Annotated in this window: 14 protein-coding genes; 5 read left to right on the top strand and 9 right to left on the bottom strand. The window is 73.0% G+C overall.

The annotated features are described in order from the left end of the window. Window positions 1-200: 200 nt before the first annotated feature. A complete protein-coding gene (locus IE106_RS09725) occupies window positions 201-458 on the bottom strand; it encodes a hypothetical protein (RefSeq protein WP_189531981.1) in 258 nt (85 codons plus the stop codon). Window positions 459-1042: 584 nt separating this feature from the next. Beyond that, window positions 1043-1576 carry a hypothetical protein gene (locus IE106_RS09720; RefSeq protein WP_189531979.1) on the bottom strand — a complete coding sequence of 178 codons (534 nt, stop codon included), beginning with the start codon at window positions 1574-1576 and terminating at the stop codon, window positions 1043-1045. Window positions 1577-2537: 961 nt separating this feature from the next. On the opposite strand from IE106_RS09720, the gene IE106_RS09715 reads away from it, so the two are divergent. After that, entirely contained in the window at window positions 2538-3215 is a 678-nt protein-coding gene (locus tag IE106_RS09715) for a hemerythrin domain-containing protein (protein WP_189531977.1), read from the top strand. Between the two features lie 64 nt (window positions 3216-3279). Here IE106_RS09715 and IE106_RS09710 read toward each other — a convergent pair whose 3' ends face one another. Both IE106_RS09710 and IE106_RS09705 read right to left on the bottom strand, forming a co-directional pair. Further along, a complete protein-coding gene (locus IE106_RS09710) occupies window positions 3280-4047 on the bottom strand; it encodes a succinate dehydrogenase iron-sulfur subunit (RefSeq protein ID WP_189531975.1) in 768 nt (255 codons plus the stop codon). Window positions 4048-4268: 221 nt separating this feature from the next. After that, complete coding sequence (locus IE106_RS09705) at window positions 4269-4538, bottom strand: hypothetical protein (protein WP_189531973.1); 270 nt, start codon at window positions 4536-4538, stop codon at window positions 4269-4271. A gap of 318 nt (window positions 4539-4856) precedes the next feature. Between IE106_RS09705 and ctaD the strand changes: the two genes are divergently transcribed. The 3 genes from ctaD to IE106_RS09690 all read left to right on the top strand — a co-directional run bounded on the left by ctaD (window position 4857) and on the right by IE106_RS09690 (window position 7801). Next, entirely contained in the window at window positions 4857-6578 is a 1722-nt protein-coding gene (gene ctaD, locus IE106_RS09700) for an aa3-type cytochrome oxidase subunit I (protein ID WP_189531971.1), read from the top strand. After that, complete coding sequence (locus tag IE106_RS09695; protein ID WP_189531969.1) at window positions 6575-6940, top strand: hypothetical protein; 366 nt, start codon at window positions 6575-6577, stop codon at window positions 6938-6940. The genes ctaD and IE106_RS09695 overlap by 4 nt, the downstream gene beginning before the upstream one ends. Before the next feature lie 684 nt (window positions 6941-7624). After that, complete coding sequence (locus tag IE106_RS09690) at window positions 7625-7801, top strand: hypothetical protein (RefSeq protein ID WP_189531967.1); 177 nt, start codon at window positions 7625-7627, stop codon at window positions 7799-7801. Here the strand turns inward: IE106_RS09690 and IE106_RS09685 are convergent. The 4 genes from IE106_RS09685 to IE106_RS09670 form a co-directional block, all read right to left on the bottom strand. Beyond that, window positions 7791-8168 (bottom strand): EamA family transporter, encoded by a 378-nt coding sequence (locus IE106_RS09685; RefSeq protein WP_373295925.1) that lies wholly within the window; start codon window positions 8166-8168, stop codon window positions 7791-7793. The two genes, IE106_RS09690 and IE106_RS09685, sit on opposite strands and share 11 nt — an antisense overlap. A gap of 174 nt (window positions 8169-8342) precedes the next feature. After that, entirely contained in the window at window positions 8343-8900 is a 558-nt protein-coding gene (locus IE106_RS09680) for a hypothetical protein (protein WP_189531963.1), read from the bottom strand. A gap of 3 nt (window positions 8901-8903) precedes the next feature. Beyond that, window positions 8904-9224, bottom strand: coding sequence for a hypothetical protein (locus IE106_RS09675; RefSeq protein ID WP_229840210.1), 321 nt, complete (start codon window positions 9222-9224; stop codon window positions 8904-8906). A 176-nt stretch (window positions 9225-9400) separates the two neighbouring features. Beyond that, window positions 9401-10393, bottom strand: coding sequence for an ArsR/SmtB family transcription factor (locus IE106_RS09670; RefSeq protein ID WP_189531960.1), 993 nt, complete (start codon window positions 10391-10393; stop codon window positions 9401-9403). A 419-nt stretch (window positions 10394-10812) separates the two neighbouring features. On the opposite strand from IE106_RS09670, the gene IE106_RS09665 reads away from it, so the two are divergent. Then, window positions 10813-11439 (top strand): dihydrofolate reductase family protein, encoded by a 627-nt coding sequence (locus IE106_RS09665; protein WP_189531958.1) that lies wholly within the window; start codon window positions 10813-10815, stop codon window positions 11437-11439. A gap of 442 nt (window positions 11440-11881) precedes the next feature. Here the strand turns inward: IE106_RS09665 and IE106_RS09660 are convergent, their stop codons facing one another. Beyond that, window positions 11882-13120, bottom strand: coding sequence for a serine hydrolase domain-containing protein (locus tag IE106_RS09660; RefSeq protein WP_189531956.1), 1239 nt, complete (start codon window positions 13118-13120; stop codon window positions 11882-11884). Between the last annotated feature and the right edge of the window lie 108 nt (window positions 13121-13228).

Below are 13228 nucleotides of genomic sequence, written 5' to 3'. Positions count from 1 at the left end.
CTCGGCCTGGGCCCGCCTCCCCGCCTCAACCGACCCCCGGACGCCATGGGCGCGGGGGTCGTGGCGCGCCGCGAGGCGCGACTACCTCCACGGTCAGCAGATCAACGTCAGCCTCACCACGCTCAGTTACCGGCAGCGGGGGCGCAGCCATCCCGAGAGGCCGGCGTCCCCGCGCGCCGTCGGCGCGCTGGGGCCCCTGCTCAACCTGCCGGCGGGCGCTCGCCGCTGGGCCCCGTCGGCCCCGCGGCGGCGCCCCGCCGCACGACCCTGCGGTCGTCCAGCGGGTCCACGGTGAGAACCCCGACGTCGAGCAGGTCCTCGGGGACACCTTCTCCCACTTCAACGCCGGCCTCCGGCGGCTCGTCGTCCACGAGTCGCTGCGCGTGAACGAGCACCGATGGATCGAGGAGAGCCGCGTCATCGTCGTGGTGCGGGCCGTCCGCAGCGGAGTCCGCCACCTGACCGTGATCCACTCCTTGGACTCGCCCGCGGCCGACTCGATCGACCTCACCCTCCCCTACGGGCCCGCGCCGGCGGTGCGGTCTCCAGCGGCCACGCCTCCCGCTGCTCCTCCGGCGCCTTGGGCCGGCGCGCCGACCTCGCGCGCATCGGGTTGCGCACCAGGCGCTTGCCGTCGATCGCCGTCTCGAAGGCGTTCGAGAGGGTGGTGAGGATCTGCCGGGCCGCTCGTCTTCGAGCTGTGCGCCGACACCGCCGACGGGTCGTGGCGCGCGTTCGCCGTGTTGACGGTACGGACCGCCCTGCCGCTGCGGCAGGCGGAGAGCCCGGGCTTCGACATCTGCGCCGCACAGCGCCCGCGGGTTCCCCGGGCGGCACCCTCGCGACGCTCCGCCGCCCCGCCTACCGCGGCTCGCGGGCGGGCCGCCGGGGAAGGCCCCCAGGCGGCTGACCACGCCTCACCACGACGGCCCGCTGATTCCCCGCCGGCGCGGGCACGCGGACGCGCCGCGCCGGTGGGCGGACACGCCTCCGGTGACCGTTCGCCCGGCGGCGGTGCCCGGCGGGACGCGGGCCGCCCGGTTCACCGGCCGTAGGCGTCCTTCCGGGGAAGGGGCGCGACGTGGGCGTGGCGGCCGGGGCGGACGGCGGCGTGGCGCTGCCCGGGGCCCAGGCCGTCGCGGGCGGCGAGGGCGTCGGCGACGGCACCGGTGACGAAGGCGTAGACGGTCTTGTGCAGGAGGTCCACGACGAGTTCCCCGCGGGGCCAGGTGGAGGGCGGCGCGCCGACGCCGGTCGCGTTCTCGAGGATCTGGTCGTTGGTGAGGCGGACGACGGTGAACTTGGCGGAGGCCAGCGGCCCGCGCAGTCCCGCCTGGGCCATGACGGACCGCAGCACGCCCAGGAGGGCCGCCTGGCCGTAGTGCATGGCCCAGTTGACCGGCAGCGGCTGCACTCCGGGGCGCTCGGGCAGACCGGTCAGCCGCTGCAGGACCCGCGCCGGCACATGGGAGTCGGGCCGGCCGGTGACGGCCTGTTCGATCTTCTCGCCGAGGGTCATCACGACGCCTCCCACGGTGCCGGCGAGCAGTCCCTGCCACAGTGCGCGCTTGATCATGCCTTGGCGGGTACCCGGTAGCACCGCCTTCACCCGCCCGGGCGGCGGCGCGGGCGGGTGGGACCGGCGCGCTCCCCCGGGCTCCCGGTCGCGCGGCCGGCGGGCCCGGGCACCCGGTCCCCATGGGCGCGGTCGTCCGGCGCGCGGAAGGGCGGGGCCGCCGGTGCGCCGGATGCCGCGGGCAGGGTGCGCGGCGGGCGGGCCCCGTTCCGCCGCCGGGGTCGGTGCCGCCGAACCGAACCGCGCGGTCAGTCCGGGCCGTCGCACGGCCGGCGGGGCGTCCGCCGGGGGCGCGGCCGGGGGCCGCCCGCTCCCGGCCGGGCGCCCTCGTGACCGGTCACGCCGCGTTCCCGGGGAGCGGCCGGCGCGGGACCGGCCCGGCCGGGCGCCGCGGCGCGGCGCGTGGACGGTGGCACCGGCCGGTCCCGGCAGGGGGTGCCGTTCACCACGCCGTCTCGCGGACGGCGGGCGTGACGGTCCCCCGCCGGTTCCGCGCCGCGGTACGAGCGGAATGCCGGGGCCTGACGCACGAGTGCAGGGAGAACGTCATGGGTTCCTCGCAATCGTCCGTCCGCCGTCCGCCCCGGTCGCGCCGGGCCACGCCTGGCGACGCCGAACGGCCCGGCGCGCGCCGCGGGGACGGACGCGTCGCCCGGCGCGTGACCCGGCACCGGCGGCAGCCGTTCCGCCGCCGACCCGTCCGGTGGCGGGGCCCGGGTCTAAAGGTGACCGCGAGGGGTAGCCGCCGGGGTGGCCCGCCGGACGTGCGGCACACGCCGCTCCTGGAGGGAGACGGTTCATCATGGCACCGGCGCCGCGCCGCACGGCCCACGTGACACGGCCCGGGGCGCGGCGGGCCGTGTCGCCGGCGGCCGGCCCCGCCCGGCCCGGCGCGATCGCTCCGGGAGTACCGCTCACGCGCCGTGCCCACCCGCGACACGGTGACCCGAGGAGGACAACCATGACCCAGTCGATCGCGGAGCAGAGCGTCGAGGAACTCGGCGGCGAGGGCAGCGTCCTGGCGAGGCAGCGCCGGGACCACGCCGAACTCGAATGCCTGATGGGGCTGTACGAGTCGGGCCGGGGGACGCGGGAGGAGCGGCGGCGGACCCTCAAGGACGTCGTGCAGCTCACCTTCAGCCACGCCTTCGCCGAGGAGACCGTCCTGTGGCCCGCGCTGCGGCGCCTGGCTCCCGACGGTGAGGAGCTGACCGCGCGGGTGGAGAGCGAGCACCAGCGAATCAACGACCTCGTCACCGAGATGGAGCGGATCGGGGCGGACGACCCGCGTCACGACGAGCTGGCCGCCGAGGCGTTCGCCCTGATCCGGCAGGACATCCGGGACGAGGAGGACCTGCTGCTGCCCCGGCTGCGGGACGCCCTCGACGCCGCGCGCCTGCGCCGGCTGGGCTCGGTGTGGGAGTCCGTGCGCCGCACCGCGCCCACGCACCCCCATCCGGTGGTGCCCCGCAGGCCGCCGGCCAACGCCGTCCTCGGCGTGCCCCTGAGCGCCTTCGACCGGGCGAGGGACCTCCTTCCGGCCGGCACCCGGGCGCCGCGCGGCCGGACGCTCGCCGCGGCCGGGTTCTGCCTCGCCGCCGCGTGGCTGATCGGGAGGGCCGTACGGCGCGGCCGCTGACCCGGCCGCACCGCTCGCCCCGGGCGAGCGGTGCGGACCGCGGTCGGCGCGCCCGCCGCACGAGTCAGACCCGCCGCGTGATCAGCGCCCGCTTGACCTCCCTGATGGCGTTGGTGATTTCGATGCCGCGCGGGCACACCTCGGTGCAGTTGAAGATGGTGCGGCAGCGCCACACGCCGTCCTGGCCGTTGAGGATCTCCAGCCGCTGCTCCGCCGCTTCGTCACGCGAGTCGAAGATGAAGCGGTGGGCGTTGACGATCGCGGCCGGGCCGAAGTACTGGCCGTCGTTCCAGAACACCGGGCAGGAGGAGGTGCAGGCGGCGCACAGGATGCACTTCGTCGTGTCGTCGAAGCGCTCCCGGTCCTCCGGGGACTGCAGGCGCTCCCGCGTCGGCTCGTTCCCGGACGTGATCAGGAAGGGCATCACGTCCCGGTACGCCTGGAAGAACGGCTCCATGTCCACGACCAGGTCCTTCAGCACCGTCAGGGCCTTGAGCGGTTCGATCGTGATCGGCTTCTCCGGGTTGATGTCCTTGATCAGCGCCTTGCAGGCCAGCCGGTTCTTGCCGTTGATCCGCATCGCGTCGGAGCCGCAGATGCCGTGCGCGCAGGAGCGGCGGAAGGTCAGCGAGCCGTCCACGTCCCACTTGATCTTGTGGAGACCGTCGAGCACGCGCTCCTTCGGGTCGATCTCGATCCGGAAGTCCTGCCAGGTCGCCTCGTCCGAGATCTCCGGGTTGAAGCGGCGGATGCGGAAGGTGGCCGTGATGTAGGGGGACTCCGACCCACCGCCGCGGGGCTGCTTGTCGCTCGTCAAGGCCGCGATGCTCATGGTCTTCTCCCATTTACGCAGACCAGTGACCGAGCCAATGGGCCTGCCGCGTGAGTCGGGGGTTTTCCGTCCGGAATCATGCCGGATATTCGCATTCGAGCCTACGCCCTCACTCCGATGCCGGCCCTTCGCCGGCCCGGTGTGTCTCCCGTGGTCGCGAAGGTCCGCCGCGGGGCCACCACGGCGGGGGGCCGCCGCACCCGCGCGGGCGCGGCGACTCCTCAGTCCCGGTCGCCGGGCAGGTAGTAGGTCTGCCTCAGGAACGCGGCCACGTCTTCGAGCGCCTGGGCGTAGCCGGCCCTGTAGCGCGGGTCGGTGTCGGTGCGCCCGCTCTCCGCCCGCGCCCACCGGTCCAGGTGCAGGGCCATGCGCAGGTGGTTGCGGTACAGCGTGCCGTCCTCACCGTCGAGGGCGGCTCGCGCGCGGTCCTCGTCCCAGTCCTCCAGCGTGTCGGTGTCGAAGTCCAGCAACTCCTCGTCCGAATGCGGCATGTCCCTCCTCCTCGATCGACCCGTGCGCGCGCCGGGTCCGACACGGGCGCCGGCCCCGGCGGCGGTCACCGGACGGCCGGCGCGCCCACCGGGTCCGCGCGGACGGGCTCGGCGCTCCCGTGCGGGCCTCGCGTCCCACCCGGGCAGACCACACAGGACTTCTTGACACCTTGACATCCGAATAAGTCATACGACCTTCTTCAGGTGCTTTCGGGTCAGTCGTCGCGCACCGTCGACTAGAGATCTTTATAGTGCGAGAAGGCGGGATTTCGGACTTTCGCCCGCTGTGTCCTGCGCCGAAACTACTGGGGAATCCTCATGGTCACTTCCACGGAGCCGCCCACCCTCGTCCCCACGCCCGGTCGTGGCTGGGGGCGTATCGCCGTGGACTGGCTGACCACGACGGACCACAAGAAGATCGGGCACCTCTACCTGATCACGTCGTTCGCGTTCTTCGCGTTCGCCGGCGCCCTGGCCCTGGTGATCCGTGCGGAACTCGCCCGGCCGGGCCTCCAGCTCATCTCCAACGAGCAGTACAACCAGGCGTTCACCCTGCACGGCACGATCATGCTGCTGCTGTTCGCGACCCCGACGTTCGCCGGGTTCGCCAACGCGATCATGCCGTTGCAGATCGGCGCCCCGGACGTGGCCTTCCCACGGCTGAACATGCTGTCGTACTGGCTGTTCCTCTTCGGCGGCCTCATCGTCATGATGGGCCTGTTCACCCCGCAGGGCACCGCGGACTTCGGCTGGACGGCGTACACCCCGCTCAGCGGCGGGGAGCGCACCCCGTACACCGGCGGCGACATGTGGGTCATGGGGCTGGCGCTGTCCGGGTTCGGCACGATCCTCGGCGCGGTCAACTTCATCACCACGATCATCTGCATGCGCGCCCCCGGCATGACGATGTTCCGCATGCCGATCTTCACCTGGAACGTGCTGCTCACCTCGGTGCTGGTCCTGCTCGCCTTCCCCGTCCTGGCCGCCGCCCTGCTCGTGCTGCAGGCCGACCGCCAGCTGGGCGCGCACGTCTTCGATCCGGAGAACGGCGGCGCGCTGCTGTGGCAGCACCTGTTCTGGTTCTTCGGCCACCCGGAGGTGTACGTCCTCGCCCTGCCGTTCTTCGGCGTCATCAGCGAGGTCATCCCGGTCTTCTCCCGCAGGCCGCTGTTCGGCTACATCGGGCTGGTGTCCGCCACGATCGCCATCGCCGGCCTGTCGGTGACGGTGTGGGCGCACCACATGTTCGCCACCGGGGCGGTACTGCTGCCGTTCTTCTCCTTCATGACCTTCCTCATCGCCGTGCCCACGGGCGTGAAGTTCTTCAACTGGATCGGCACCATGTGGAACGGATCGCTCAGCTTCGAGCCGCCCATGCTGTGGGCCGCGGGCTTCCTGGTCACCTTCCTCTTCGGTGGGCTGACCGGCATCATCCTCGGCTCACCGCCCATGGACTGGCACGTCCACGACACCTACTTCGTCGTCGCCCACTTCCACTACGTCGTCTTCGGCACCGTGGTGTTCGCGATGTTCGCCGGCTTCAGCTTCTGGTGGCCGAAGATGACCGGCAAGATGCTCGACGCGCGACTGGAGAAGATCCACTTCTGGTCCCTCTTCATCGGCTTCCACCTCACCTTCCTCATCCAGCACTGGCTGGGTGCCGCGGGCATGCCCCGCCGGTACGCCGACTACCTCGCCGCCGACGGCTTCACCACCATGCACATGGTGTCGTCGATCGGCGCGTTCCTCCTGGGCATCTCGACCCTTCCGTTCCTCTACAACGTGTGGAAGACCTCCAAGATCGGCAAGCGGATCGAGGTCGACGACCCCTGGGGCTACGGCCGCTCCCTCGAATGGGCGACGTCGTGCCCGCCGCCCCGCCACAACTTCCTCACCCTGCCCCGGATCCGCTCCGAGGCCCCGGCCTTCGACCTGCACTACCCCGAGATCTCCCGCATCGACCGGTCCTGGAACGCGGGCCGGGACGTGGTGGACCCCGAGCAGGAGTCCGGCGGCTTCCTCCCGAAAGGCGAGCGGTGAGGCAGGGCCGGGCCCCGCACGTACGGGAGACGGCGGCCGGGATCAGCGCCATCGAGGGCTACCTCATGGCCCAGGCCACCATGCGGCGCGCCCGTGAGCAGGCCGAGGCGTTCGCCGGGCGGATGCTCTGGCTCACCACCGGGCAGCGCGAGGAAGTCGTCCGCCAGTACGCCGCGGACCACCTCGAACAGTCCAAGGGGACCCTGCAGGCGATCGTGCGCTGTGCGGCGGAGCTCCGCGAGGAGTACACCGCGCGGTACGAGGAGCTCCGCCAGCGCCTGCTCCGCATCGTCGTGGCCTCCCTCTCCCTGGCCGCGACCCTGGTCGCCGGCCTGGCGGCCTTCACCCTCCTCGGCCGCTAGGTCGTGTCTTCGAAGTCTCGTCTGCCTGCCGGCGTCTGGCACGCACTCCCCCGAGCTCTCGGCTGCGCTCGAGCAGGGGGACCCCCAGCCGCGTTGTCGTCGGTCGCCCATGCTCCGCAGTGGCTCCCTCCTCCGCCTTGCGATCGCACGCACCAGACACCGCCCGGCCCGCCCTACGGGCGAACGACGCCACTTTGAAGACACTCCTTAGCGCTCCGGCGGCCGGTTCGCCGGAGCCGGCGGTGGCGGCGGCCGGTGACGACGAGCGGCCGGCGCCCGGGCACGCGAAACACCCCGGCTGGTCGGGGGGAACCAGCCGGGGCGGCATGAGGGCGGGTACGAAGGGCGGTCGCCTCTCGGCGAGGGGCTCCGTGGGCTTCGACCGAACGATCTTCTCCACGGGCGATGAGTGAGGCCCGGGGACACTGTCCCTCCGTACCCACATACAGATGAACGATGAACCACCTCCCCCTGTTCCGGGAACGACGTGAAGCCCGTCACCCTCCCCCGGCCCGGACGGCACCCGGATGGGACGGCCCCCGGGGAAGGCCCCCACGCACACGCCACCGGCGGCCCCGCTGGTTCGATCCCGGAGCGGGCGGGTCCCGTGCCGGGCGCGGCCGTCCGCCAGGACTATCCGCGGGACAGGGGGAACCCGGGAAGCGAACGAAGGAGGTTGCGACGATGGCCGACGACGACTTCTACACACGTGACCGTCCGGACGACGCCAAGCTGCCGGAGGACCGGCCCAGGGGAGGAGCGGGCCCGGGTGGTTCCAGCGGCAAGGGCGCCAGGCCGATCTGGATCATCGTGGGCGCGGTGGCGGTCGTCATCGTCCTCCTGGCCCTGTTCATGCCGTAGGGGGCCGCTTCCCGCCCGTGGCGGTCGCCGGTAGGCGGCGCCCGGTGCGGCGCCGCCTACCGACCGGGGCCGGGGTCGTCCCCTCGTGTGGCGGGGCCGTCCCGCCGGGTGCCGGGGCCGTCCGGCCTTCCCGGCGTCGTGGCCGCCGGGCGGAGGGGATGGGGGCGGTGAGGACGGCGAGGCAGCCGACGACGAGCGCGATGCCGACCCAGCCGACGGCGGGGAGGCGCTCCCCGACGACGAGCACGGCGAGCACCGCCGCGACGGCCGGTTCGAGCAGGGAGAGCGTGGTGGCCGTGCCGGCGGGCACGTGGGCCAGACCCCAGCCGAACAGGACGTAGCCGGCGAACACGGGCACCGGCGCCATGTAGGCGCCGAGTGGTCCCCGCGTACGCGGGGGTGGTCTCGGCCGCAGGACCGGCGGCACCCCCTTGCTCGCGTGCTCCCCGTGCACGCGGGGGTGGTCCCGGCACGTCCGAGCTCGACCCGGAGCCCGGGCCGGCCATACGGGGACCGGCCCCGCGGCCGGGCGGGGCGGTGGTCAGAAGCGGAGCGGCACTTCCGCCGGCAGACGCGGGTAGACACGCGCCCACTGCCCCGTGACGCAGTCGACCACCCGCGTCTCGTCCTTGGCCGAGTGGGCGAAGTCCGCGAGGTTCCGTTCCCCGGCCGTCAGCTCGGCGCCCTGTCGTCGCAGGCAGTTCCCGACCGCCGTACGCAGTGGTTCGTCCATGACCTGCGGCTGCGCCGCGACGAACGTCGGCTCGACGAGCGACAGGTGGGAGAGGTTGCAGCTCTGGACCGCGCTGTTGTACGTGTCCGGGTCGCCGCTGGGGGTGATGGTGTAGATCAGCGTGAGGTTGTCGGCGGGGCTGCGGACGGGATCGGTGACCGGGTAGCCGGCGCCCCTGACGCAGGAGACGAACCGGCCCATCGCCGTGCGGTATTCGGCCGCGGTGACCTTCCCGTCGCCCAGCGCCCACTGCTGCCCCGGAAGCGGAATGTCGTCGGAGCCCTCCCGGCCGCCGCCCGGACCGGCCTGTGCGCAGCCCGAGACGGTGGCCAGGATCACCGCGACGACGAGCGTCGCCCTGCGCATGGGTCAGGAGTAGGTGACGTTGCAGTTGTCGCAGCCCCAGTGCAGACCGTTGCGGCCCTTGTACGCGGAGTTGTAGCTCGCGTACGCGGAGGTGCTGGTGCCGTACACGCGGGTGGTCCAGTAGCCGTCGCTCCTAATGAGCGCCGCGCTCAGCCGGCCGGCGCAGCTGCCCGACACCTTCTTCGTCTGCGCCCAGTTCTGGCTTCCGTTGAAGCCGCTGCCCACGTAGTTGCTGCCGCAGCTGCGCGAGACGGTGCGGTTGTTGCCCAGCGCCTGGGCGTCGGTCGCGGCGAGCAGGGGCGTGACCGCCACCAGTGCGGTCATGCCAGCCGCCGCCGCGCTCCTGCGTACGGAAGAAAGCGAGATCGTTCCCATCGGGTTCGGTTCCTTTCCGGGTCCGGTGATGTCCTGCGACGACGCTACGGAGGCGGAGGAGGGGAACGAACCCTTTGCGTGACGGCGCAAAGGGGCCGCACTGCGGGGCCCGTACCCCCTCGGGGTCAGGTGCCGTGCACCAGCCCGGTCCCCAGGGCCGTCCGCGTGTGCGTGACGGAGGTCCCCGTCCGCTCGGTGACCACCAGGCCGGCCCGGCGCAGCGCGGTGGCGTGGCGGCTGGCCGTGGACGCGGAGGTGCACAGGCGCGCCGCGAGTTCGGTGGTGCTGTGCGCGGTGTCGAGGAGGCGCAGCGTGGCGGCGCGGGTCGGCCCGACCAGTTCGTCGAGGCCACGTGCGTGGGAGGACTCCGCGGCACACGGTTCCGGTTGCGGGATCCACAGCGGGCCGCGTGCGACCGGGAAGACCAGGGTCGGCGGCAGCGCGGGGTCGGCGAGGGCGATCGGGTGGTTGTGGCAGAAGAAGCTCGGGACGAGAAGCAGGCCGCGGCCGCCCAGTTCGAGGCTCTTGGACACCGGATAGTCCACTTCCAGGGCCGGGGGCCGCCAGCGCAGTTGCGGCCCGAGCCCGCCCAGCAGGGCTTCGCTCCCCTGCTCGGTGATCACCCGTGCGTGGCGGGTCGCGTGGCGCTGCGCCAGCGCCGCCCCGGCGGGGGCGTACGGGGCCAGGGCGAGGAAGTGGTAGCGGAGCAGGGCGGCGCCGAGACGGCGCAGGGCGTGGGGGCGTCCGGCGGCGACGTCGTCGAGCCAGGCCGACGGGTGCGGGCGGGGGTCCGCGAGCCTGGCGATCTCGGCCCGCAGGCGGTTCCTGCCGGTGGAGAGCACGCCGTCGACGCCCTCTTCGAGGCAGGTGACGTGCCCGGGGGGCGTCAGGAAGTCGGGGAAGTAGGAGCTGATCGGGACGAGTGCCGTCAGGAGGTGGACGGCCCGGCCCATGTTCGCCTGGGCCAGGGTCCTGCGGGCCACACGGTGCCAGGGCCCGAAGAAGGCGTCCGGGCGGGCGAGCTGGTGCAGGCTGAGCGCCGTCTCCCACATGACGTCGGGCCGGGCTGCCAGCCTGAGGCGCCCGAGGTCGGCCCCCGTGAAATGGATCCGGAGCACAAGTCCCCCTTACGGTCGCGTACTGGGCACCACCGTCGATACGGGTCTGTGATCCAGGAGACACCCGTGCCGTAAACGTCCCCTTGACGTCTCCTTGTCGGCCATGTCCGGATGATCGGGGCGGGCAGGCGGGGCGGTAGCCGCCCGAGGGCGGTGGGGCCCGCGTGCCCACGCCGGGCCGGGCGGCCGCGGCACGCGGTGCCGGCCCGCTGTCGGCCGAGGGCGCCAAAAGACCCGCGGACACCGTCCGTACCGCTTCCGACCTCGGCGTTTGCGTCGGGTCGCTTCCCCGCGCGCCGCTTGTGGGCCCCTGCGTACGGTCTCGTTGCCGGGCGAGGCGGGGTCGTTGGCGATGAGTCTCGCCGTGGTCGCCGGTCCACCTCTCCGACACGCGAACAACGGCAGTCGAGGAGAGCACCGTGACCGCTACCTACACCTTCGACGTCTTCTGCAGCCTCGACGGCTACGGCTCCTACGGCAGCGGCGGCGACTGGGGCGGCTACTGGGGCAAGCAGGGCCCCGAGCTGCTCGACCACCGCCTCGGCCTGTACCGGGAGGAGCAGCGGATGGTGTTCGGGGCCCACACGTATCGGGCGTTCGCCCGGATGCTGGCCTCGAGCACCGAGGAGTCCGAGGTGCGTGACCCCTGGGTCACCCGGATGAGGGACCTGCCGGCGACGGTGGTGTCGACGACGCTCGCAGGGCCCCTCGACTGGCCGGACGCGACCCTCGTGAGCGGTGACGCCGTCGACGTCGTCGCCCGGCTCAAGGAGGAGTCCGAGGTGCCGTTGCGCTCGCACGGCAGCCTGTCGATGAACCGGGCGCTGATGGCCGCCGGTCTGGTCGACCGCGTCCAGGTGACGCTCTTCCCCGTGATCACCGGCCGGACGGGGGTGGAGCCGGTCTTCCGGGGTACGGCCGACTTCGACCTCGAGCTGATCGGGAGCCGGACGCTCGACGGCCGCACCCAGGAGCTCGTCTACCGGCCCACCCTGCATGCCGGGGTCCGTCCACTCACCTCACCCCCGTCAGGCAGTCGAACCTGACCGGGAGTTCCCGCTGACCGACGCGCCGGCCCGTGCCCGCGCCAGCCTCCGGCCCCCGTCGGCCCCCGTCGGCCCCCGCCGGGACGTCCGGTGGATCGAATGCCCCAGCGGGGATCCTCATGCGAACGCTTGATCAGGCAGCGGCTTCTGCATGCTCGACCAGGACACCGCTTTCGAACTCGGCGGTCGTACGGGCCAAGGCGACGAGGTGGATTCCGGTGACCGCGCGTAGGCGGGCCCGGGCGGACTCGTCGAGCGTGGACACCGCCGGAGGAGCTGCGGCCGGGTTGCCGACGCCACGGGTACGCCGTGAAGCCCCCGGCGTGCCGGCCGGCGCCCCTCCGGTCGGCGGCGATTCACCTCCGGTGAGGACGGTGGGAGGAACAGCGGTGTGTGCGGGGGCCGGGGAGACCTCGCGGAACATGCCCTCGAAGGAGGCGGATCAGTCGTCGACGGCCTGGTAGAGGGTGGTCCAGAAGTCGTGGATGAGCCGTGCCGAGTCCGGCGTGGACATCCCGGTCTGGGTGAGGAGGATGCCGACGAGCCGGTTCTCCGGGTCGGCGTAGGCGGTCGTGCCGGCTCCGCCGTCCCAGCCGAACTGGCCGAGGGGCGCGTAGTCGCCGCGGTAGGTGCGCACCGCCATCCCGAAGCCCCAGCCGCCGTGCTGGCCCTGGCCGTACGACAGGTGGACGGCCTCGCGCCCCCAGGCTTCCCGGGCGGCCAGCTGTGCGGGGGTGAGGCGGTTGGTGGTCATCAGTTCGACGGCGGGCCGGGACAGGACGCGCTCGGTGCCGTGCTTCCCGAGGTCGAGCAGCATCCGGAAGTAGGCGTGGTAGTCGTCGACGGTGGAGTCGAGTCCGCCGCCGCCGGACGGGAAGGCCGGAGGCGTGCTGTGGCGCCCGCCCTCGGCCGGGTCCTCGATGGTGAACTCGCCGGTCCGCGGGTCGGGGGCGTACAGGGGAGGCAGCCGGTGGATCTTGTCGGCGGGCACGTGGAAGGCGGTGTCCCTCATGCCCAGCGGGTCGAGGACCCGCTCCCGCAGGAACGTCTCGAAGGGCTGTCCGGTGACCCTGGCCACCAGCACCCCGAGCAGGTCGTCGCTGACGTTGTACAGCCACCGCTCTCCGGGCTGGTGGGTGAGCGGGAGGGTGCCCAGGCGGCGCATCCACTCGTCGGGATCCACCGCCGGGAGCAGCCATCCGCCCTCGCCGTAGACCTTGCGCTCGAAGTAGGCGCTCATCATCGCGGAGCCCGGCGCCGTCATGTCCAGCCCGAGCCCGCAGGTGGAGGTGAGCAGGTCCCGTACGGTGATCGGGCGCCGCGCCGGGACGGTGTCGTCCAGCGGGCCGTCGGGCCGTTCGAGGACCCGCCGGTCGGCCAGTTCCGGCAGCCAGGCGTCCGTCGGGTCGTCGAGGCGCAGCCGGCAGTCGTCCAGCAGGGCCATCGTCGCGGCGACCGCGACCGGCTTGGTCGTCGAGGCCATGCGGAAGACGGTGTCCCGGCGCATCGGGGGGCCGCCGTCGGGGCGCATCGTCCCGATCGCCTCGACGTGGGTCTCCCCGCCCCGGCCGACCAGTGCGACGAGTCCGGGGATCTTCCCGGACTCCACGTGCCGTGTCAGGACCTCGCGGAGTCTGCGCAGTCCGGCTTCCGGTAAGCCGTCGGTGCCTTTGCCCCTCATGGATCTCCTCCTGCAGGTGTGTGTGTTCGGGTGGGGGCGTCACGGCGTGACGCCCCCGGGTCGTGCGAGGGCGTAGCGGGAAGGGCCGGTGCACGACCGCGGCTTCCG

It is taken from the genome of Streptomyces roseolilacinus (assembly GCF_014649335.1).
GTDB classification, from domain to species: Bacteria; Actinomycetota; Actinomycetes; order Streptomycetales; family Streptomycetaceae; genus Streptomyces; species Streptomyces roseolilacinus.
The sequence above is the reverse complement of the archived record's forward strand: the minus strand, read 5'-3'. Positions and strand labels throughout refer to the sequence as shown.

Bases quoted from the DNA above. Each gene is read 5' to 3' on its own strand.
- IE106_RS09720 (WP_189531979.1), bottom strand. From the start codon at position 1,576: ATGATCAAGCGCGCACTGTGGCAGGGACTGCTCGCCGGCACCGTGGGA.
- IE106_RS09715 (WP_189531977.1), top strand. From the start codon at position 2,538: ATGACCCAGTCGATCGCGGAGCAGAGCGTCGAGGAACTCGGCGGCGAG.
- IE106_RS09710 (WP_189531975.1), bottom strand. From the start codon at position 4,047: ATGAGCATCGCGGCCTTGACGAGCGACAAGCAGCCCCGCGGCGGTGGG.
- IE106_RS09705 (WP_189531973.1), bottom strand. From the start codon at position 4,538: ATGCCGCATTCGGACGAGGAGTTGCTGGACTTCGACACCGACACGCTG.
- ctaD (WP_189531971.1), top strand. From the start codon at position 4,857: ATGGTCACTTCCACGGAGCCGCCCACCCTCGTCCCCACGCCCGGTCGT.
- IE106_RS09690 (WP_189531967.1), top strand. From the start codon at position 7,625: ATGGCCGACGACGACTTCTACACACGTGACCGTCCGGACGACGCCAAG.
- IE106_RS09685 (WP_373295925.1), bottom strand. From the start codon at position 8,168: ATGGCGCCGGTGCCCGTGTTCGCCGGCTACGTCCTGTTCGGCTGGGGT.
- IE106_RS09680 (WP_189531963.1), bottom strand. From the start codon at position 8,900: ATGCGCAGGGCGACGCTCGTCGTCGCGGTGATCCTGGCCACCGTCTCG.
- IE106_RS09675 (WP_229840210.1), bottom strand. From the start codon at position 9,224: ATGACCGCACTGGTGGCGGTCACGCCCCTGCTCGCCGCGACCGACGCC.
- IE106_RS09660 (WP_189531956.1), bottom strand. From the start codon at position 13,120: ATGAGGGGCAAAGGCACCGACGGCTTACCGGAAGCCGGACTGCGCAGA.